Annotated in this window: 22 protein-coding genes; 10 read left to right on the top strand and 12 right to left on the bottom strand. The window is 64.8% G+C overall.

Features of this window, described 5'->3' with window-relative positions:
• Nucleotides 1-65: 65 nt before the first annotated feature.
• From IVA79_RS13470 to IVA79_RS13445, 6 genes are all read right to left on the bottom strand, one after another.
• Nucleotides 66-848 (bottom strand): ABC transporter ATP-binding protein, encoded by a 783-nt coding sequence (locus tag IVA79_RS13470; RefSeq protein ID WP_247553530.1) that lies wholly within the window; start codon nucleotides 846-848, stop codon nucleotides 66-68.
• A complete protein-coding gene (locus tag IVA79_RS13465; RefSeq protein WP_247553529.1) occupies nucleotides 836-1,891 on the bottom strand; it encodes a dihydrodipicolinate synthase family protein in 1,056 nt (351 codons plus the stop codon). The genes IVA79_RS13470 and IVA79_RS13465 overlap by 13 nt, the downstream gene beginning before the upstream one ends.
• 6 nt (nucleotides 1,892-1,897) lie before the next feature.
• A complete protein-coding gene (locus IVA79_RS13460) occupies nucleotides 1,898-2,719 on the bottom strand; it encodes a GNAT family N-acetyltransferase (RefSeq protein WP_247553528.1) in 822 nt (273 codons plus the stop codon).
• Nucleotides 2,706-3,743, bottom strand: coding sequence for an NAD(P)-dependent oxidoreductase (locus IVA79_RS13455; RefSeq protein ID WP_247553527.1), 1,038 nt, complete (start codon nucleotides 3,741-3,743; stop codon nucleotides 2,706-2,708). The genes IVA79_RS13460 and IVA79_RS13455 overlap by 14 nt, the downstream gene beginning before the upstream one ends.
• Before the next feature lie 17 nt (nucleotides 3,744-3,760).
• Nucleotides 3,761-4,531: an ABC transporter permease gene (locus IVA79_RS13450; RefSeq protein WP_247553526.1), complete on the bottom strand. Its 771-nt coding sequence runs from the start codon at nucleotides 4,529-4,531 to the stop codon at nucleotides 3,761-3,763.
• A gap of 83 nt (nucleotides 4,532-4,614) precedes the next feature.
• Nucleotides 4,615-5,262 carry a TetR/AcrR family transcriptional regulator gene (locus tag IVA79_RS13445; protein WP_249815984.1) on the bottom strand — a complete coding sequence of 216 codons (648 nt, stop codon included), beginning with the start codon at nucleotides 5,260-5,262 and terminating at the stop codon, nucleotides 4,615-4,617.
• A gap of 100 nt (nucleotides 5,263-5,362) precedes the next feature.
• Here IVA79_RS13445 and IVA79_RS13440 point away from each other — a divergent pair, with 100 nt between their 5' ends.
• The 5 genes from IVA79_RS13440 to IVA79_RS13420 all read left to right on the top strand — a co-directional run bounded on the left by IVA79_RS13440 (nucleotide 5,363) and on the right by IVA79_RS13420 (nucleotide 8,947).
• The gene (locus IVA79_RS13440; RefSeq protein ID WP_247553524.1) at nucleotides 5,363-6,367 is read left to right on the top strand and encodes an ABC transporter substrate-binding protein; all 1,005 of its coding nucleotides are present in this window, start codon (nucleotides 5,363-5,365) and stop codon (nucleotides 6,365-6,367) included.
• A gap of 385 nt (nucleotides 6,368-6,752) precedes the next feature.
• Nucleotides 6,753-7,451, top strand: a complete 699-nt coding sequence (minC, locus tag IVA79_RS13435) for a septum site-determining protein MinC (protein ID WP_247553523.1) — start codon at nucleotides 6,753-6,755, stop codon at nucleotides 7,449-7,451.
• Between the two features lie 19 nt (nucleotides 7,452-7,470).
• Entirely contained in the window at nucleotides 7,471-8,286 is an 816-nt protein-coding gene (gene minD, locus IVA79_RS13430) for a septum site-determining protein MinD (RefSeq protein ID WP_247553522.1), read from the top strand.
• Nucleotides 8,283-8,564: a cell division topological specificity factor MinE gene (gene minE / locus IVA79_RS13425; RefSeq protein ID WP_247553521.1), complete on the top strand. Its 282-nt coding sequence runs from the start codon at nucleotides 8,283-8,285 to the stop codon at nucleotides 8,562-8,564. Before minD ends, minE begins: the two co-directional genes overlap by 4 nt.
• Nucleotides 8,565-8,761: 197 nt before the next feature.
• A complete protein-coding gene (locus IVA79_RS13420; protein ID WP_247553518.1) occupies nucleotides 8,762-8,947 on the top strand; it encodes a hypothetical protein in 186 nt (61 codons plus the stop codon).
• A gap of 21 nt (nucleotides 8,948-8,968) precedes the next feature.
• Here IVA79_RS13420 and IVA79_RS13415 read toward each other — a convergent pair whose 3' ends face one another.
• Together IVA79_RS13415 and IVA79_RS13410 are read right to left on the bottom strand one after the other, a co-directional pair.
• Nucleotides 8,969-9,214, bottom strand: a complete 246-nt coding sequence (locus IVA79_RS13415; protein WP_247553516.1) for a hypothetical protein — start codon at nucleotides 9,212-9,214, stop codon at nucleotides 8,969-8,971.
• Nucleotides 9,215-9,301: 87 nt separating this feature from the next.
• Nucleotides 9,302-9,691 carry a hypothetical protein gene (locus IVA79_RS13410; protein WP_247553514.1) on the bottom strand — a complete coding sequence of 130 codons (390 nt, stop codon included), beginning with the start codon at nucleotides 9,689-9,691 and terminating at the stop codon, nucleotides 9,302-9,304.
• A 131-nt stretch (nucleotides 9,692-9,822) separates the two neighbouring features.
• Between IVA79_RS13410 and IVA79_RS13405 the strand changes: the two genes are divergently transcribed.
• Nucleotides 9,823-10,608 (top strand): SDR family oxidoreductase, encoded by a 786-nt coding sequence (locus IVA79_RS13405; protein ID WP_247553512.1) that lies wholly within the window; start codon nucleotides 9,823-9,825, stop codon nucleotides 10,606-10,608.
• On the opposite strand, the gene IVA79_RS13400 is transcribed toward IVA79_RS13405, so the two are convergent.
• Entirely contained in the window at nucleotides 10,609-10,839 is a 231-nt protein-coding gene (locus tag IVA79_RS13400) for a hypothetical protein (RefSeq protein ID WP_028136727.1), read from the bottom strand.
• A gap of 397 nt (nucleotides 10,840-11,236) precedes the next feature.
• Complete coding sequence (locus IVA79_RS13395; RefSeq protein ID WP_247553510.1) at nucleotides 11,237-12,307, bottom strand: hypothetical protein; 1,071 nt, start codon at nucleotides 12,305-12,307, stop codon at nucleotides 11,237-11,239.
• Between the two features lie 365 nt (nucleotides 12,308-12,672).
• Between IVA79_RS13395 and IVA79_RS13390 the strand changes: the two genes are divergently transcribed.
• Nucleotides 12,673-13,269 carry a L,D-transpeptidase gene (locus IVA79_RS13390; RefSeq protein ID WP_247553508.1) on the top strand — a complete coding sequence of 199 codons (597 nt, stop codon included), beginning with the start codon at nucleotides 12,673-12,675 and terminating at the stop codon, nucleotides 13,267-13,269.
• Nucleotides 13,270-13,318: 49 nt separating this feature from the next.
• Here the strand turns inward: IVA79_RS13390 and IVA79_RS13385 are convergent, their stop codons facing one another.
• Nucleotides 13,319-13,750 carry a hypothetical protein gene (locus IVA79_RS13385; protein ID WP_247553506.1) on the bottom strand — a complete coding sequence of 144 codons (432 nt, stop codon included), beginning with the start codon at nucleotides 13,748-13,750 and terminating at the stop codon, nucleotides 13,319-13,321.
• 120 nt (nucleotides 13,751-13,870) lie between these two features.
• Nucleotides 13,871-14,335, bottom strand: coding sequence for a MarR family winged helix-turn-helix transcriptional regulator (locus IVA79_RS13380; protein WP_247553504.1), 465 nt, complete (start codon nucleotides 14,333-14,335; stop codon nucleotides 13,871-13,873).
• A 100-nt stretch (nucleotides 14,336-14,435) separates the two neighbouring features.
• On the opposite strand from IVA79_RS13380, the gene IVA79_RS13375 reads away from it, so the two are divergent.
• From IVA79_RS13375 to IVA79_RS13365, 3 genes are all read left to right on the top strand, one after another.
• Nucleotides 14,436-16,358, top strand: coding sequence for an FAD-binding monooxygenase (locus IVA79_RS13375; protein WP_247553502.1), 1,923 nt, complete (start codon nucleotides 14,436-14,438; stop codon nucleotides 16,356-16,358).
• A 155-nt stretch (nucleotides 16,359-16,513) separates the two neighbouring features.
• Nucleotides 16,514-17,485 (top strand): SH3 domain-containing protein, encoded by a 972-nt coding sequence (locus tag IVA79_RS13370; RefSeq protein WP_247553500.1) that lies wholly within the window; start codon nucleotides 16,514-16,516, stop codon nucleotides 17,483-17,485.
• A gap of 180 nt (nucleotides 17,486-17,665) precedes the next feature.
• Nucleotides 17,666-17,944: a hypothetical protein gene (locus tag IVA79_RS13365; protein WP_247553498.1), complete on the top strand. Its 279-nt coding sequence runs from the start codon at nucleotides 17,666-17,668 to the stop codon at nucleotides 17,942-17,944.
• The last annotated feature ends 32 nt before the right edge of the window (nucleotides 17,945-17,976 follow it).

Below are 17,976 nucleotides of genomic sequence, written 5' to 3'. Positions count from 1 at the left end.
TCGCTTCACGGGCAATGGTGGGCACGCTTGCGCTTTGCCCACCCTACGGGTTTCGAGCAAGCGTCTTACGCCGCGCCCAGCCCCAGCTTCGCGTAAATCCGCCTTGCATAGGCGCCGAAAGCATCGGTCGTCTTCAGCGGCAGGTCGCGCGGGAAGGGCAGGTCGATCGGGAAATAATCGGCCATCTTCGCGGGGCCCGCGGTCAGCACGGCGCAATGCGAGGACAGGAACACGGCTTCCTGGATCGAGTGCGTGACGAAGATGATGGTTTTGCCGCTCTCGCGCCAGATCCGCAGCATCTCCAGGTTCATCTGCTCGCGCGTCAGCGCGTCCAGCGCGCCGAACGGCTCGTCCATCAGGATCAGTTTTGGATCGTGGATGAAGGCGCGCGCGATCGCGGTGCGCTGCTGCATGCCGCCGGAGAGCTCTCTCGGATATTTCTGCTCATAGCCGGCAAGCCCAACTAGGTTGAGCAGATCGCGCGCCCGATCGCGCGCGGCCTTCATCGGCAGGCCGACGATCTCGGCCGGCAGCAGCACGTTGTCCAGGATCGTCCGCCATTTCAGCAGCAGTGCCTGCTGGAACACCATGCCGATGTCGCGGGTCGGATCGAACGGGCTGTTGGCATTGCCGATCTGCACGGTGCCGCCGTCGGCGCTGTGGAGCCCGGCCAGAATCTTCATCACCGTGGTCTTGCCGCAACCGGAGGGGCCGACCAGCGAGACCAGCTCACCTTCCTGCACGTCCATGGTGACGTCGGACACCGCGAGAAACTCGGCGCCGCCGCTGCGATAGACCTTGCGGACGCCCTGTAGGCTGATGAAGGGGGCCGAGCTCATGCCAGCCATTTATTCAGGTTCGCGGCGACGAAGGCATCGTCGCTGAGGTCGGCATGCTCGCGCGTGACGCGGTCGATCTCCTCCTTTTGGCCGGGGCTGAGGCCCTCGTTCGGATCGAGGCACCACAAACCTTTCATCAGGCCTTGGCGCCGCAGCACCTCGTGGCAGCCGGCGATGCAGCCGTGAAAATTGTTGGCGACATCGAAGAAGGCGCTGTTGCAGTCGGTGACGCGGGCATCGAGTGCCAGCAGGTTCGCGGGCACGCTGTCCTTGTGCCGCGCGGCCTTGCAACGCTCGAACTGTTTGATAGCGCTCGCGGTCCAAACCGACCAATGGCCGAGCAGGCCGCCTTTGAAGTAGGTGCGGGTCGTGACCCCGTTGTCGCGCAGGTCGAACGGCAGCATCAGGTCGAGCAGGATGTGGTCGTCATTGCCGGTGTAGAGCGCGACGCGGTCGAGTGCGCCGGCCGCTGCGACACCGCGCAGCACGTCGAGGGTCCGATAGCGGTTGAACGGCGCGATCTTGATCGCGATGACATTGTCGATCGAGGCAAAGCGCTGCCAGAACCGGCTCGACAGGACGACGCCGCCGACCGCCGGCTGGAGATAGAAGCCGATCAGCGGGATTTCGGCGGCCACCGAAGTGCAGTGGGCGATGATCTCGTCCTCGGAAGCGTTCTTCATCGCGGCGAGGCTGAGCAACCCGGCGTGATAGCCGATGTCGCGCGCGGTGCGGGCTTCGATGACGGCCTGCCGTGTCGGACCGGCGAGGCCCGCGACCATCGCCAGCGGACGCTCGGTCCAGTCAGCTGCGGTCTCGGCGGCGAGCTCGAGCACGGGACGGTAGAGGCCGACATCGCGGATGGCGAACTGCGTGGTGTGCACGCCGACGGCAAGGCCGCCTGAACCTGCGTCGACGTAATAGCGTGTGAGCGCGCGCTGATGGGTCTTGTCGAGCTGCCGCTCGGCGGTGAGGGCGAGGGGATGCGCCGGCAGGACGGTGCCGTCGGCAATCAGCTTGCGGATATCGCTGTCGATCTGGCTGTGATGCATGATGTCCTATCCGAATTCGGGGCCGGCTACGGCGAATGGCATTTCATCACCCCTGACGGTGGCGGGCCCGAACCGCATGCGCTGGAACGGGCGTTCGGTGGTCCAACTCGCGGCGGTCAATCCTTCCAGGAAGGCGGCTTGGGAGGCGACGGCGTCGAGCAGCAGCGGGCTGGTCTCGGAGCGCACGATCGCGTCAACCAAGGCCAGAGCTGCCGCGGCGTCGTCGGCGAACAACGGGCCGATATGGCGGGCGGTCCGGCCGCAGCGAACCAGCGCGATGCCGCCGTTCGCGGCGACGATGCGCGAGTTGTAGCGCTGTGCCAAGGCGGAGAGCAGGGTAGTCCGATCGAAACCGGTGGCCCGCTGGTCCCGCGCGCGAAGCGCATCGAGCGTCGCGGATGAGGATGGCGGCGCTTCGGCTCGCGCAAGCTTCGTCAGCTTCAGGCGACGCAATTGCAGTGTCGGCGTGAACCCCAGCGGTCCGTAGACCGCAGCTCCGTCGGGCGTAGCGTCGAGCCAGCTGGTCAGGCCGTTCTGGCGCGCCGTTTCCAAGCAGGCGTCGACGAGACGGGTTGCAAGGCCGCGGCGGCGATGCGTGCCCGATACCAGCACCATGCTGATCCAGGCGTTACCGCCGGAATAGGGCAGCAGGGCTGCGGTTGCGACCAGTCGAACGCCGTCACGAATGCCGAACACGATGCCGTCACGCAGGAAGATGCGCCAATCGTCTTCGGTCTGATTCCAGTGCGCCTCCGTCGACAGCGCCAGCCCGGCCAGCGCATCGTCGACGCCGAGCTTGAGGATAGGCGGGGGATCAGTAACGGCCATCGCGCACCTCGTATTTGGTGGGCTTGCCGAGGCTCGGCATCGCGCGCGCGACCCAGTCCGCGGTCCAGGCGACCAGCTGCTCGGTGTCGACGACCGGCAGGCCGAACAGCTCGACCGCCTTTGACGTGTCGGTCAGCCACGCCGTCGGCTCTTCCTTGCCCGTCAGCACCGGCGCGCGGCCGAACCTCGCGCCGAATTTCTCGGCGAGATCGCGCACCGCCAGGATCTCGTGGCCGCTGACATTGATCGGCGAAGTCGGGCTGGTGCAATGCGCGAGGCAGCGCAGCGCCTGCGCGGACGCATCGCCCTGCCAGATGAAATTGACGTGGCCGAGGCTGACGTCGATCGGCGCGCCCGTGAGCACCTTTGTGGCGATGTCGTGCAGCACGCCGTAACGCATGTCGATCGCGTAATTGAGGCGGAACAGCCGCCCCGGCGTGGCGAATTTGTGCGAGAAATACTCGAACATCCGCTCGCGACCGACGCAAGATTGCGCGTATTCCCCGGGCGGGTTCGGCGCCATGTCCTCGGTCGAGCCTTTGCCGTCGACAGGCACGAACGGATAGATGCAGCCGGTCGAGAATGCGACGATGCGCGAGGACGGGAAGGCCTGGGCGACGAGGGCGGGCACATGCGCGTTCATCGCCCAGGTCAGCGACAGATCACCCTCAGCGCCGAACTTGCGGCCGGCCATGAAGACGATGTTCGGCGCCTTCGGCAGCGCCGCGATCGCCGTCTCATCCATCAGGTCGCAGTTGATCGTTTCGACCCCGCACGCGTGCAGCCAGTCCTTCACGCTGGCATCGCTGAAGCGGGCGACGCCGATGATCCGGCGATCGGGCGCGGCGGCCTTCGCGAGGCCCGCCAGCGTCGGGCCCATCTTGCCGGCGACGCCGAGGATCATGATGTCGCCCTCGACCTTCTTGAGATCGTCGATCAGCGCTTGCGTCGGTCGGCACAGGAGCTCATCGAGGGCTGCGATGTCAGGGATGGTCTTGGGCAGCGTCTGGCGTGTGAGCAGCATGGATTTGGTCCCTGGTCCTAGTTCTGTCTGGCGTCGTCGACCACGAACATGCGTTCGAGGACGAGCACTAGTCCGTAGAGAGCGACCCCGAGCAGTGTCAGCAGCACGACCGCCATCACCATCGCGGGCGTATCGAGCGAGGACTGCACCTGGATCATGAGGTAACCGAGCCCGCGCTCAGAGGCGATGAACTCGCCGACGATGGCGCCGGCGACCGCAAGGATGGCGCCGACCTTCATGCCGGAGAAGATGTAAGGCAGCGATCCCGGCAGTTGGATCTTGCGGAATAGCGTCCAGCGCGAGCCGCGCAGCGATTTGACGAGATCGAGCAGGTCCGGCTCGACCTCGCGCAGGCCCCGCGCGGTGGTGAGCAGGATCGGGAAGAAGCAGATGCTGAAGGCGATCAGAATGTTCGGCACAATGCCGTAGGAGAACCACACGATGAACAGCGGGCCGAGCGCGACCTTCGGGATCATGTTCAGCGTCACGAACAGCGGCAGCAGCAGGAGGCTCAGCAGTGGCGCCCAGCTGAAGATCACGGCAAGTGCGACGCCGACAAAGGCCCCGAGCGCGAAGCCGCCAAGGATCTCGACCGCCGTCACCAGCGTGTTGCTGCCCCAGGCATAGCCTGCGGTCCCCAGCGTCTGCACCGTCGCCAGCGGCGAGGGCAGGATGAATTTCGGCACGTGGAAGGCGTCGACCGCGACCTGCCAGAGCACGAGCACGGCGAGGTGTACGATCAGGATGATCGCAAAGGTGCGCGAGGCGCGTGCCCTGTCTCCTGCCACCGATTGCTCCCAGTTCGCGCGGCGGCGATGCCGCAGGTCGCCAGCCTAGCCGCCCTCGAGAAAAGTTTCAACCAGTTGGTTGATTAGGGCCGGAGCGACTGCAGCACCAGGTCGGCGACATGCCGGCGGCGGGCGCGGCGCTGGGCGCGGCTCGACAGGTCCTTGCCGAAGATCGCCGACAGCGTCGGCGTGTTGGAGAAGAAGAAATAGCTGAGGCCCGCAATGGAGATATAGAGCTGGACCGGATCGATCCCCTTGCGGAACACGCCCGCGCGCACCCCCTCGTTGAGGATGTGGGAGACGCTCTTGACCAGCGGGGAATGCATCGCCTCCAGCCGCGTCGAGCCGCGCACGTGGCGGGCGCCGCCGCGGTTCTCGTCGTTCAAAAGCACGATGAAATCAGGGTTCGCGGCCAGATGGTCGAACGAGGCTTCGATCAGCCTGCGGATCGCCTTCTCTGGCGGCAGGCCTTCGAGATTGAGCTTGCGCTCCTGCTCGCGGATGTCCTCATAGACCCATTCGAGCACGGCAAGGTAAAGCGCGTCCTTGTCGCCGAAATAGTGGTAGACGAGCTGCTTGTTGACGCCGGCGCGCTCGGCGATCTCGTCGACGCGGGCGCCCGCAAGACCGTGGCGGGCGAATTCCAGGCGCGCCGCGGTCAGCAGTTTCTTGCGGGTGGCGACGGGATCACGGCGCTGCGGCACGGTGTCGCCAGATCGTTTTGCGGGCATTTCCAACCAAACAGTTGACAAGTGGAGGGCGGGCTTGTTGCATTGGTATCCTCACACGGGGAGAGCGACAAGCCGGGTCGCTGGCACGAGGAGAGATGCGATGAAGCGTTTGCAGGCGGCTTTTGTGGCTTTGGCACTCGGTTTGCCGGCGGCGCCGGCGAGCGCGGGCGAAGCGGTCAATCTGATCCTGAACTGGACACCGACGGCCGATCATTCGCCCTATTATTACGCCAAGGCGCAGGGCTGGTACGAGAAGGCGGGCATCGATCTGACCATCGAGGTCGGCAAGGGCTCCGGCGTCTCCGCCGCCAAGGTCGGCTCCGGCGGCTCGCCGTTCGGCGTCGCCGATCTCGCCACCATGCTGGTGGCCAAGAGCAAGGGCGCCGACACTGTGGCCGTGATGAGCGTCTATGCCAATACCGGACAGACCTTCTACTGGCTGAAGAGCTACGGCGTAAACGGCGTGAAGGATTTCGCCGGCCACAAGATCGGCAATCCGCCCGGCGATGCCTCGCGCGTGATGTGGCCGGCCTTTGCCAAGGCCGCAGGCCTGGCACCGGACTCCGTCGGCTTCGTCAATGTCGGGCCGACCGCTAAGATCGCGGCGCTGAAGAGCCACACCGTCGACATCATCAGCGACTTCTACAATGAGCACGATCTGAAGGTGATCGAGTTCGGGCCCGACCTCGGCTACGTCAACTGGAAGGACATCGGGCTCAACCCTTACGGCAACTCACTGATCGTCAATGGCGCGTACCTGCAGAAGAATCCAAAGGTCGTCGAAGAATTCGTCCGCGTCACGCAGAAGGCCTTTGCGGCCTGCGTCGCCGACGTCACGCCGTGCTTGAAGGCGCTGCTTGATCAGGTCTCCGGCCTCGACAAGGAGAACCAGGAGCGCCAGTGGGAGCGCATCAAATTTCTGATGACCGACGAGTTCACCACCACCAAGGGCCTCGGCTGGATCGACGGCGAGCGGATGAAGAAGGACTACGAGCTGGTCCAGACCTATCTCGGCATGGAGAAGCCGTTTGACGTTACGACCGCGTTCACGACGAAGATGCTGGATCCTGATATCAAGATGGATGCGGGCAAGGTGAAGAAGTAGGGGGGGCTCGCTCTCTCCTCGTCATTGCGAGCGGAGCGAAGCAATCCAGAATCCCGCCGCTGAGAGTCCCTGGATTGCTTCGTCGCAAGGGCTCCTCGCAATGACGGGGTGGAGAGACCACACGCTCTCCTCGTGCCCCGGACGCAGCGCAGCGTCTCTTCGACGGTGCGCTGCAGAGCCGGGGCCCATCTTGCTAAGTGCACGACCCTGGCGGCATGGGTCCCGGCTCGGCGCAGCAGCGTTGCACGCTGCAGCGCGTCCGGGACACGAGAGCGGCCCCGCTATAACCCCATCCCGCTCACGTAATCCCAGGGAGAATTAACCGGGCATTAACCATATCCACCGCATCGTTAACCATTCAATAACAGGGAACGAGTCGGCCGCTATGGAGGCTGCAGTCAAACCTCAACGCCAAATGGTGCGCCTGCGCGGGCGCTCCTACGTGGCCTTCGTGTTCACGCCGACGGTTCCGGTCCAGGACTGGCTGCACGAGATCGACGCCACCATCGCCCGCTCTCCGGGCTTCTTTGCCGGCCGGCCCGTGGTCATCGACCTGTCCTCGGTCGACCTCAGCCAGTCCGGCATTGGCCATCTGCTCACCAGCCTGCAGGACCGCAACATCCGCGTGCTCGGCATCGAGGGCGTGGAGGAGGCGAGGCTGACCCCGATGATGCCGCCGCTGCTGTCGGGCGGACGCAGCTGCGTGGTCGAGCCAAACGCGCCGATAAAGGCCGAGACGAAGGCCGAGGCCAAGCCGACCTCGCTGCTGCTCGAAAACCCGGTGCGCTCGGGCCAGACCGTGATCTTCCCGGAAGGCGACGTCACTATCCTCGGCTCGGTCGGCTCCGGCGCTGAAATCGTCGCCGGCGGCTCGATCCACGTCTACGGCGCACTGCGCGGCCGCGCCATGGCGGGCGTGAACGGTCACACCAGCGCGCGCATCTATTGTCAGAAGATCGAAGCCGAACTGCTTGCAATCGATGGGTTTTATCAGACTGCCGACGATATCGACGCCGCGCTTCGCGGCCGGCCTGCCCAAGCCTTCCTGCAAGGCAACACCATGCGAATTACCGCGCTGAACTGACCAGAAGGAGATTTCAGAAATGGCCAAGGTACTGGTCGTGACATCAGGCAAGGGCGGGGTCGGCAAGACCACGACCACCGCCGCGCTGGGGGCCGCGCTGGCGCAGCGCGGCGACAAGGTCGTCGTCGTCGATTTCGACGTCGGCCTGCGCAACCTCGACCTCGTGATGGGGGCGGAACGCCGCGTCGTGTTCGACCTCATCAATGTGGTGCAGGGCGTTGCAAAACTCCCGCAGGCGCTGATCAAGGACAAGCGGCTGGAGAATTTGTGGCTGCTGCCGGCCTCGCAAACCCGCGACAAGGACGCGCTGACGGAGGAGGGCGTCGGCAAGGTCATCGACGATTTGCGCGGCCGTTTCGACTGGGTGATCTGCGACAGCCCGGCCGGCATCGAGCGCGGCGCCTCCATGGCGATGCGCTTTGCCGACGAAGCGGTGATCGTCACCAATCCGGAAGTGTCCTCGGTGCGCGATTCCGACCGCATCATCGGCATGCTCGATTCCAAGACCGTGCGGGCCGAGAAGGGCGAGCGGGTCGAGAAGCACATTCTCATCACCCGCTACGATCCCTCGCGCGCCGCGCGTGGCGAGATGCTGACGATCGAGGACATCCTCGAGATCCTCGCGACCCCCTTGCTCGGCATCATCCCCGAGAGCCAGGACGTGCTGCGCGCCTCCAACGTCGGCACGCCCGTGACGCTGTCGAACGCGGACGGCGCACCGGCGCGGGCCTATATCGACGCGGCCCGCCGGCTGTGCGGTGACACCGTGCCGATGCAGGTGCCGACCGAGCGCAAGGGCTTCATGGATCGACTGCTGCGACGGAGGGCGGCATGAGCATGGGTCTGCTCCGGCTTCTTCGCGGCAACAAGGCCACTGCACCCGTCGCACGCGAACGGCTGCAGATCCTGCTTGCCCATGAACGCGGAATGCGCGGCCAGCCCGATCTGCTCGGCGTGCTGCGTGAGGAAATTCTCGCTGTCGTCTCCAAGCATGTGACGCTGGATCCGACCAAGGTCATCGTGCGGCTCGATCGCGGCGACGAGGTGTCGACCCTGGAGGTCGATATCGAGGTGCCCAACGATTTCGAGCGCAAGAAAGCGGCCGTCGCGTAGGGGACGCGGCTGGCGACGACCCATTTGGGGTGGGTGAGAAGGCGGTCCGCTGGGCATAGCGGGCCGCCTTTGTTGTTTCGTCACGGCAGCCTGCCGGTGTGATCGCCGGCGGCGGAACGGGACCTGCGGCGAAATCGTTATCGAAGACCGCGGAGAGCCGTGCCAGGCCGCGCGGTTTCGTCAGACGGAGAGCGCCCATGATGTCCGAGGTCCAGGTCCATACCGTTGCGCGGCAGATGCTCGAACAGCACGGTTTTGCTGCGATCGCGAAGGCCGCCGAGCAGGCCCAGGCCTGCGAGGGCCGCGGCGAGGGCGATGAGGCCAAGGAGTGGCGCCACATCGCCGACGCCATGAAGATCATCCGTGGGCCTCACCAGAGCTGACCACCGGAGCAGCAAGCCGCCTCAACGGCTGTCACGCTCGGTTCCCTGCGATGGGGACCGGCGGGTTTGCGATTGGCTGCGGTCCCCCGCCTCCTTGCAGCGAAGCTGCTCCCAACTCCCATCAGGCGCCTGCTGATAGGCGCTGCAGCTTGAGGAGGGCGAATTGCCCTCGGCTTTTTGGCTGTCTGAAGTCTTCGCCAGCACAGGGCCGGTCAGCACCGTGGCGGCCGCGAGCGTGCTGGCGAAAACGAAATGGATCATCCGCATGAGAGGTTCCTGTTCGAATTCGAAAAGGCCCCGCATGCTTTTCAGAATTGTGACAATTGTTGGCCGGCGCCGAACTTCCCTGCAGCGTTAGCCGCCCTTGGCGCGGATCAGGCCGGCGAGGTTGGTCTTCTGGGCCTCACACCAACTGGGCATGCCGAGCCGGCGCTGGTTGAGATCGGTCGCCTGGGTCGCCACCGCGACCTCGGCCATCAAATCGTCGTCCTGCTTCTCGCCCATCTTGCCACCGGTGTGCATCCAGGCAATCGCCTTGCGCACCTTCTCAGTGGTGCCGTCGGGCAGGTGCATCTGCTCCGCCTTCTGCACCAGGTCCTGGTAGACGACGTCCGTGCCCGGGCATTCGACCTTGGCGGCGAAGGCCTGCAAGACCAGCGTGACGTAGGTCGAGCGTGGGTGGTCATCGGCTTGGGCCGGAGCGGCGGTCAGCAATAGGCCAGCGATCAGGAAACCGTAGCGCATCCTCAGGTATCTCCTCCGATTTTTGGGGAGGCTAGCGTCCGGCGGCCCGCACCGCAATGGTGCCGGGGCGAATTTGTCGCGTCCCGCTGCGGTGCGCTATTGTTGCCGGCAACCCGGCCTTGGAGAGAGACATGAGCCTGTTCAGCACGCCGTTCGATCCTGCCCGTGACACGGCACTCGTCACCGGCGCGGGCAACGGCATCGGCCGCGCGATCGCGCAGGCCCTGGTCGGCGAGGGTGTCCGGACGGTGTTCGCCGACGTGAACGCCGAGCGGGTGACTGCCGCGATCAGCGCCAGCGAGAGGCCTGAACTGGCGGTGCCCTGGGTTGGCGATCTCGCCGAGTTGGATGCCTGCGACGCGCTGCTTGCCGCCGCGGACGCAGCGTTCGGCGAGATCACGCATTTCGTCCACAGCGCATCGCCGCAGCGGCGGGAGGCCGATCATGCGCTCGCGGTCGATCGCAGGATTTGGCAGCAGATGCATGCCGTCAATCTCGATGCCGGCTTTCACCTGGCGCGCGAGCTCGCAAAGCGGCTGATCGCGGCGAAGCGGCCGGGCTCGTTTCTGTTTCTCACCTCGCTACATGCGGGCACGCCGCGCAACCTGCCGCACTACTCGACCGCGAAGGCGGGGATGGCGATGCTGGTGAAGGAGCTGGCCAAGACGTTTGGCCGCTACGGCATCCGCGTCAACGCGCTGGTGCCCGGCGCGATCGCGGCCGGCGGGTTCGTTGCGGATCCCGCACTGGCGCGACACATTCCGCTCGGGCGTCTCGGCGAAGCCAACGACCTCGCCCCGATGGCGCTCACGGTGCTGTCGAACCAGCTCTCCGGTTACGTCACCGGCGCGGCCTTCGTCGTCGATGGCGGATTGTCGCTGACGAACTGGTTCGAGCCGCCGTCGCTTGATGAATAGTCAGCGTCGCCAGGCCGGCACCGGATCGAGCGGCGTCCGATAGAGTTCGTTATGATCGCGATCGGTGACGCGCACCGCGCAACCCTTCTGCTGCAACTCCGGCTTCACCTGCGACAGCTCGCATGCGAGTTGATCGGCGCGATCGGAAGCAACCTCGATGTCTTCGAGAATGATTCCGCCCTGGTTTCTGAACTCTTCACCAACCACGAGATCGAAGGAGTAGTAAGGCATCCGAATTCCCCGGTGTGACGACCCAAGTTTGAAAACGAGTCTTCAATGGAAATCTCGACACGTCCGGAATGGTACCACTGAGTCGATCTTTATCGAATGAACAGGCCGCGCAATCTCTGTGCTTATGGCGCAGAAATGATGTGCAGCATGTTGGTCCATTAAGAGTTTATTAAATACGTCGAGTAATCATGAAGCATGGAATTGCAGCAGAACCGGGCTCCGGGAACCGGCAGCTGCAAGAGAAGGCCGCCGGCATGAATCCCGACGGCCTTTTCTCTTGAGCGAAAGATGACCTGCGCATCGCTTTCCGTAATTGCCCGGACTCAACGCATGACGTCGACTCGGACAGCCTGCGCGACGTCGTAGCGCCGCACCGTGCTGTTGCGCGGGTCTTGCTCTAGCGCAACGGCATCGGCGGACGCACGACTGGTCCGTCGTCATCGGCGACGGCTTGAGTCGTCGCAACAGGTGCGGCCGCTGGCGGCGGCGCCGCGGCAGCTTGCGAGGGCGGCGGTGGAGGCGCGAGCGGCGCAGGCGAATAAGCCGGCATGTAAGTGTGCGACACGACCGGTTTCGGTTTACGAACCGGCGGCGGTGACGGAGCTCGTGGTGGGACCGCTGCAGCGCGTGCGCGCGGATCGACGGGTTTGACCTCAGCCATCGGCTTTGGCGCGGGCGGCTTCGCCATCTCGCGCGCCATCTGCTCCTGTCCGGCCTTCAACTCGGCGATGTTGGCCTTGAGCTGCTCGATCTGCTGCGCCATCGCGGCGAGGTCACGCGTCATCGCTTGCACCGACTGCGTTGCATCGGGCGGTGCTACCACAGGCGTGGCGGCTGCAACCTGGGTCGCAGGCGGCGCTACGGGTTGATCGGCGGTTTGATCGACCGCCGCTTCTGCCGCAGGCGGGGCAGCTTGCTCCGCGGGCGGTGCGGCCTGCGCGGTGGTGACCGGCGCGGTCTGAGATGTGGTGGTCAAGGAAGGCAGCAGCGACGCCAAGGCCGGGGTCAACACCGGAGTCCATTCGGCGAGCATCTGTTTGGCGGTATCGCCGTGCTTCTCCCAAGCGATGGTGGCGGCTGCGCTTCCTCCCGCAAACAGGAACGTGACGAACGCGCCGCGCAGCCACCTGCCTACGGCGGATCGCTTCCGCGGGCCGTGACCCTCGCTCGCTGCGACGCGTATGGCCGTATCGACCGAGGGTGGGGGCGGTGCCGCCTGCGGCTCCGAGACAGGACTGAACCTGGGCTCCAGAGTGACTTTGCGTTCCAGCGAGAATTTGGGCTCCGGCGCGAATTTCGGCTCCGGGCGCGTCGTGACCTCAGGCGCCAGCGCGGGCGCAACGCTGATGGGGCGCGAGGCCAGCACGATGTCGGGCGAGATCTGAATTGCGTCGTGCGGATCGTTGTCCCTGACCGTGTCCTTCACGATCTCATCGACGATTTGCTTAGGGTTCAGCGTCGCGAGCATCGCAGCTCCTTTGAAGCCCCGGTGTTCGAAACCCGGGTGTTAAGTCTTGGTCGTCCGCATTGGCGCGAGCCGATCGGTTGAGGCGAGCCCCCAAACTGATGAGCCCGGCCGATGACGCACGAGTCCAGCCGGGTTTGACCAAAGCAAGGCGAGGGGATGGAGATGATGCGACGCTCTTCCGCCGTTTGTGGTGATGGAACCCGATTTGTTGAACACGTGCACGTGTTCCGCGCTGCCTTGTTTTCAGCACGATTTTGGCAGCATCTGGGGAGGCTGGGGGTGCTGCTATCCGCTATCGGGGGCCGGCGGTGCCAAGATCCATAATCGCTTTGTTCGTTGTTGCCTTGCTGCCGCTGGGCGGCTGCATGCAGGCAACGCTTTCGCCGTCGACCGACGCGAGCATGACGCCGCGCGACCGGCAGTTGCTCGCGCATACGCCTTACGCGAAGGCCAACGTGCCCGAGCAATATCTCCGTCACGTCGTCGACTACCACCGCAAGGAGCAGCCGGGCACCATTCTCGTCGATACCGACGCGCGCTACCTCTATTACGTGCTGCCCGAAGGCAAGGCGATCCGCTACGGCGTTGCGGTCGGCGAGGAAGCCATGGCGTTCTCCGGCGTTGCGCGGGTCGGCCGTTTGGCGGAATGGCCGGACTGGGTTCCGACGGCAGATATCCAGGCGCGGCTCGGACCTTATCCGGCGCGCGTTCCCGGCGGTCCGGCCAATCCGCTGGGCGCGCGCGGCATCTATCTTTACACCGGCAACAAGGACACGCTCTACCGCATCCACGGCACCAATCAGCCGGAATATATCGGGCAGGCGATCTCGTCAGGCTGCATTCGGATGCGCAACGAGGACGTGATCGATCTGTACGATCGGGTGAAGCTCAATTCGATGGTGGTGGTGCTGCCGCCTGGACAGAACGCGCAGGCCGAGACCGGTTCGCGCTGGCGCGGATGACTCAAGCTTACGCCAGCGCTGTGGTCCTCGCGCGCGGGCCGCTCTCGCCCTAGTTCTCAGGCCGCGCGATGCGCCATTGCAGCGTCGTGGCATTGCCGTTGGCATCGCCCGGCGTCTTGTCGGCGGCCGAGGTGTAGAGCGGGCGGTAACGGTAGGCCCACATCTTGCTGCCGTCGTCGCGGTTGATCACGGTGAAGTCGCCAACCGCCCTGGCTTCGGCATTTGCCGCCAGCGGCACCCAGCTCTCGGTGCACTTGCCGTTGCAGGTCGAGGACTTTCCGGTGGTGTCGCGCTCATAATAATAGAGCGTCATGCCCTTGAGATCGACCAGTTTGGGACCCTGCTTGGTCAGGATCACCTTTGCGGGGGCGACAGGTGTCTCGACCTTGGGCGGAGCAGGCTCGCCGCCGCCATGGCCGTTTGCAAGCGCATGACCGGTCGAGAGCGCGATGGCCGCGGCCGCAATGAGGAACCTGAACATCCGAAACCCCCGAACCGCAAAGTTAATCGCACGTTAAAGCGCAGAATGTTGCCGACCGTAACAGGCGAAGGTTAGTTCCTGGTTTCGGGATGCTGCGACAATTACGGACAAAATACCGGATCATGCTTGCATGTCGCGGAGCGGTGCGCGGCTCAGTTCGTTCCCGGCGGCAATCGCCTTGCGCAGCAGCCGCATCAATTCCTCACCCTCCTTCGCGCTGAGGCCACGCAACATGATGCGCTGGGCTGATTCCACAGATGGTGTGATCTTGCGCAGCGTGCGCCGGCCCTCGTCGGTGATCACGAGCTCGCGGGCGCGGCGGTCACGGCTGGAGGCGCGGCGCTCGGCAAGTCCCTTCTGCACCAGGCGATCAATCACACCAGTGATCGTGGTGCGGTCATAGGCGATCAATCCTGCGAGCGTGACTTGATCGAGCCCCGGATTGGCCTTGATGGTCGCGAGTGCGGCGTATTGCACCGGCGTCAGATCGAAGCCGGCATCTCCGACCTCGGCCAGGAACACGGCGACCGCGATCTGCTGGAACCGGCGCGCCAGATGCCCGGGCATCTCGTTGTTCTCTTTCACCGAATTCTCCGATTGGACAGGGACGGCGCGGATCATTGACAAGTATACTGATAGTCAGCATACTGAGCAATATCAAAACAGAAGTCGACGGGAGAGGCTCATGCAATTCCATCTCAATGGATTTCAGCCGGGCGATCCTGAAATCGCCGACCTCGCCGAACGCACTCGGGCTTCGGGCGCAGTGGGCGCAGTGCCCGACGAGGTCGATGTCCTCATCGTCGGCTGCGGCCCTGCGGGCCTCACGCTCGCCGCCCAGCTTGCGCAATTCCCTGACATCAAGACCTGCATCGTCGAGCAGAAGCCGGATCGGCTGCTGGTCGGCCAGGCCGACGGCATCGCCTGCCGCACCATGGAAATGTTTCACGCCTATGGCTTCAGCGACCGCGTGCTGAAGGAGGCCTATTGGGTCAACGAGACGACGTTCTGGAAGCCGGACGAACGCTCGCCCGAGACCATCATCCGCAGCGGCCGTGTGCAGGACGTCGAGGACGGGTTGTCCGAATTCCCGCACGTCATCCTCAACCAGGCCCGCATCCATGACGGCTTTCTCGACGTCATGCGCAAGTCGCCGACCAAGCTGGAGCCCTATTACAGCCGCCGCCTGACCGACCTCGATGTCGATCGGTCCGCGAGTGCCAACGATCATGCCGTGACCGTGCGGCTCGAACGCGTCGATGCCGTGCATGAAGGAAAGATCGAGACGATCAGGGCGCGCTATGTCGTCGGCTGCGATGGTGCCCGCAGCACGGTGCGCAAGTCGATCGGCCGCGAGCTGCACGGCGATTCCGCCAACCACGCCTGGGGCGTGATGGACGTGCTGGCGGTGATCGATTTTCCGGACATTCGCTTCAAGTCGCTCGTCCAGTCGGCGAGGGACGGCAGCCTGCTGATCATTCCGCGGGAAGGCGGCTACATGGTCCGGATCTATGTCGAGCTCGCCAAGCTCGAGGCCGGCGAACGCGTCGCGAACCGCAACATCAGCGCCGATGACGTGATTGCGAAAGCGCAGCGGATCCTGAAGCCGCATACGCTCGAGGTGAAGGAGATCGCCTGGTGGTCGGTCTACGAGATCGGCCAGCGCCTGACCGACAAGTTCGACGACGTGCCGGAGGCCGAGGTTGCCAGCCGCCTGCCGCGCATCTTCATCGCCGGCGATGCCTGCCACACCCACAGCCCGAAGGCGGGGCAGGGCATGAACGTCTCGATGCAGGACGCCTTCAATCTCGGCTGGAAGCTCGCCGCTGTCATGCGGAAGCAGTGCGCCCCACAGCTGTTGCATACCTATTCGGCGGAGCGTCAGGCGGTTGCCAAGGAGCTGATCGATTTCGACCGCGAGTGGTCGGGAATTCTCGCCTCCGCTGCCAAGGCCGGCGGCGCCGATGCCGCCAGGACGCAGGACTATTTCGTCAGGCACGGCCGCTACACCGCCGGCACGGCCACGCATTACAGGCCATCAATTCTCACAGGCGCGGCGTCGCATCAGCATCTCGCGCAAGGCCTCGTCATCGGCAAGCGCTTCCATTCCGCCCCGGTGATCCGGCTTGCCGATGCGAAGCCGGTCCATCTCGGTCACGCTGCGCAGGCCGATGGTCGCTTCCGCATCTACGCGTTTTCGCCCGCCGAAGATCCTGCCGCCGCAGGCTCGGCCATTCGCGCGCTCTGCAATTTCCTCACTGAGGCCGGGGAGTCGCCGGTTCGGCGATATACGCCTGACGGCGCCGACATCGACAGCGTGATCGATCTGCGCGCGGTGTTCCGGCAGGACCATCGCGAGCTCGCCATCGAGGCGATGCCGGCGCTGCTGCTTCCGCGCAAGGGGCGCTATGGTTTGCGCGACTACGAAAAGATGTTCTGTCCAGACCTCAAGAGCGGCCACGACGTTTTCGCCATGCGCGGCATCGATCGGACAGCCGGCTGCATGGTGGTGGTGCGGCCCGATCAGTATGTCGCGACCGTGCTGCCGCTCGATGACTTTGCTGCGCTTGCGTCGTACTTCGACGGGTTCATGCTGCAGGTGAATTGACGATCCGGCAGCGACTTCGCGCGCTGTGCCGATGAATGGCGAATGAATATTGAACCGCGAGTGGCGTGCGTCTCAATCTTTCGACGGATGAGACCTTCGCACACGGAACGCCCGTTCCGCTTGCGCGTTCCGACTCGCAAGAGGAGGAACACGCCATGAAATTCAAGAGCGTTTTGATTGCCGCATTGCTGCTCGCGCCAACAGCCGCACTGGCCGCGCCGGGCATCGTCACCGTCTCGACAGGCTTGCGCGCTGGCCCGGGCACGGGCTTTCCGCTGGTCGATCGCATCCCCGGCGGCGCTCGCGTCAACATCCACGGCTGCCTGCGCGGCAATGCCTGGTGCGACGTCAGCTTCTCCGACGATCGCGGCTGGGTGTCGTCGCAATATCTCGAATATCTCTATCGCAACCACTACGTCTATCTCCCCGACTATGTCGATGTGATCGACGTTCCTGTCGTCCCCTTCGTGCTGACGTCGTACTGGTCGAGCCACTATGGTGGACGTTCCTGGTATCATCGCCACGCCTATTGGAATAATTACTGGAGCTCGCATCAGAGCGTCGCGACGCGGATGACGATTGATCCGCGTGCGGCCCGCATCGGTCGCGCGGCGACGCGCGATGCGGCGATCGCGCTCGAACGCAGCGGCGTGCGCGGCAAGGGTGGGACGGCGATCTCCGGACGTGATGCCACGGCGGCGCGGCCGGACGCTGCCATCAGCAAGCGCGATGCTGCGGCCACGGCCGATCGGACTCGCGCCGGACGCAACGAGCGCATCGTGAATGAGCGCACTGCCGTGCAGCCCCGTAGCCCGCGTGAGGCGCAGGGGCGCTTGATGCACGACCATGCTGCGAGCCGCGCCGCCGTGCGCACGCAGCCGATGACGCGTGCGCATGAGGCGCCGCGCGTGTCGGCCGCGCCTGCTGCGCGACCTGCGATGCCCCACGTCGCTCAGCCGAATGTCAGCCACGGATCGCCGATGAATGCTCGGGCCCAGATGCCGGCGCCGCGCGCGGCGGCACCTGCTATGCCGCACCCCGGCGGCGGCGCGCCCCACATCAATGCCGCGCCCCGTGGCGGCGGTGCGCCGGCCGGCGGCCCCGGCGGCGGCCATCAGAAGCACTAGCGTAGCCAGGAAAGCCCGGCCCTCGCGCCGGGCTTTCCTTCGCCCTTTCGAGGTCGCGATAATTGATAATTGATAATTGATAATTTAAGTCGATTTCTCGCGGGCAGATTTCATCGATCGTAACATGTCTACCCAAAGCTGTAAGCATCCACTCGGGGCAGCGGGGCACGGGAGGATGACATGAGACAGAGCCAGGCGGAGTCGCGCCGCCAAAATGTCGCGAAACGTTCGATGACGAAAGAGGCCAAGCAGCTGACCGGCCTGATTGCCGGATTGCGCGAATCCCTCGAAGGGATTCAAAAGGAACGGACGAGCATGAAGCTCACCGGCGCCGAGATGGGTATGCTCGACGAGCGCCGCAACAACCTGCTGCTCACCATCGCAGCCCTCGATGATCGCCTCTCGGCGGTGCAGGGGCTGATCGATCTGGGCCGCCCCCACATCATCCGCGTGCACTAGCGGAGCTCGGGCATGGGACGATCGGTTCCTTT

The sequence above is a fragment of the Bradyrhizobium sp. 138 genome (assembly GCF_023074075.1).
Taxonomy (GTDB): Bacteria; Pseudomonadota; Alphaproteobacteria; order Rhizobiales; family Xanthobacteraceae; genus Bradyrhizobium.
Note: the sequence above shows the minus strand (reverse complement) of the source record. Positions and strands in the feature narration are given on the sequence as shown.

Bases quoted from the DNA above. Each gene is read 5' to 3' on its own strand.
- IVA79_RS13445 (WP_249815984.1), bottom strand. From the start codon at position 5,262: ATGCCCGCAAAACGATCTGGCGACACCGTGCCGCAGCGCCGTGATCCC.
- IVA79_RS13420 (WP_247553518.1), top strand. From the start codon at position 8,762: ATGATGTCCGAGGTCCAGGTCCATACCGTTGCGCGGCAGATGCTCGAA.
- minE (WP_247553521.1), top strand. From the start codon at position 8,283: ATGAGCATGGGTCTGCTCCGGCTTCTTCGCGGCAACAAGGCCACTGCA.
- IVA79_RS13405 (WP_247553512.1), top strand. From the start codon at position 9,823: ATGAGCCTGTTCAGCACGCCGTTCGATCCTGCCCGTGACACGGCACTC.
- IVA79_RS13395 (WP_247553510.1), bottom strand. From the start codon at position 12,307: ATGCTCGCGACGCTGAACCCTAAGCAAATCGTCGATGAGATCGTGAAG.
- IVA79_RS13365 (WP_247553498.1), top strand. From the start codon at position 17,666: ATGAGACAGAGCCAGGCGGAGTCGCGCCGCCAAAATGTCGCGAAACGT.
- minC (WP_247553523.1), top strand. From the start codon at position 6,753: ATGGAGGCTGCAGTCAAACCTCAACGCCAAATGGTGCGCCTGCGCGGG.
- IVA79_RS13415 (WP_247553516.1), bottom strand. From the start codon at position 9,214: ATGCGGATGATCCATTTCGTTTTCGCCAGCACGCTCGCGGCCGCCACG.
- IVA79_RS13390 (WP_247553508.1), top strand. From the start codon at position 12,673: ATGCAGGCAACGCTTTCGCCGTCGACCGACGCGAGCATGACGCCGCGC.
- IVA79_RS13465 (WP_247553529.1), bottom strand. From the start codon at position 1,891: ATGCATCACAGCCAGATCGACAGCGATATCCGCAAGCTGATTGCCGAC.
- IVA79_RS13400 (WP_028136727.1), bottom strand. From the start codon at position 10,839: ATGCCTTACTACTCCTTCGATCTCGTGGTTGGTGAAGAGTTCAGAAAC.
- IVA79_RS13460 (WP_247553528.1), bottom strand. From the start codon at position 2,719: ATGGCCGTTACTGATCCCCCGCCTATCCTCAAGCTCGGCGTCGACGAT.
- IVA79_RS13410 (WP_247553514.1), bottom strand. From the start codon at position 9,691: ATGCGCTACGGTTTCCTGATCGCTGGCCTATTGCTGACCGCCGCTCCG.
- IVA79_RS13375 (WP_247553502.1), top strand. From the start codon at position 14,436: ATGCAATTCCATCTCAATGGATTTCAGCCGGGCGATCCTGAAATCGCC.
- minD (WP_247553522.1), top strand. From the start codon at position 7,471: ATGGCCAAGGTACTGGTCGTGACATCAGGCAAGGGCGGGGTCGGCAAG.
- IVA79_RS13440 (WP_247553524.1), top strand. From the start codon at position 5,363: ATGAAGCGTTTGCAGGCGGCTTTTGTGGCTTTGGCACTCGGTTTGCCG.
- IVA79_RS13370 (WP_247553500.1), top strand. From the start codon at position 16,514: ATGAAATTCAAGAGCGTTTTGATTGCCGCATTGCTGCTCGCGCCAACA.
- IVA79_RS13455 (WP_247553527.1), bottom strand. From the start codon at position 3,743: ATGCTGCTCACACGCCAGACGCTGCCCAAGACCATCCCTGACATCGCA.
- IVA79_RS13470 (WP_247553530.1), bottom strand. From the start codon at position 848: ATGGCTGGCATGAGCTCGGCCCCCTTCATCAGCCTACAGGGCGTCCGC.
- IVA79_RS13385 (WP_247553506.1), bottom strand. From the start codon at position 13,750: ATGTTCAGGTTCCTCATTGCGGCCGCGGCCATCGCGCTCTCGACCGGT.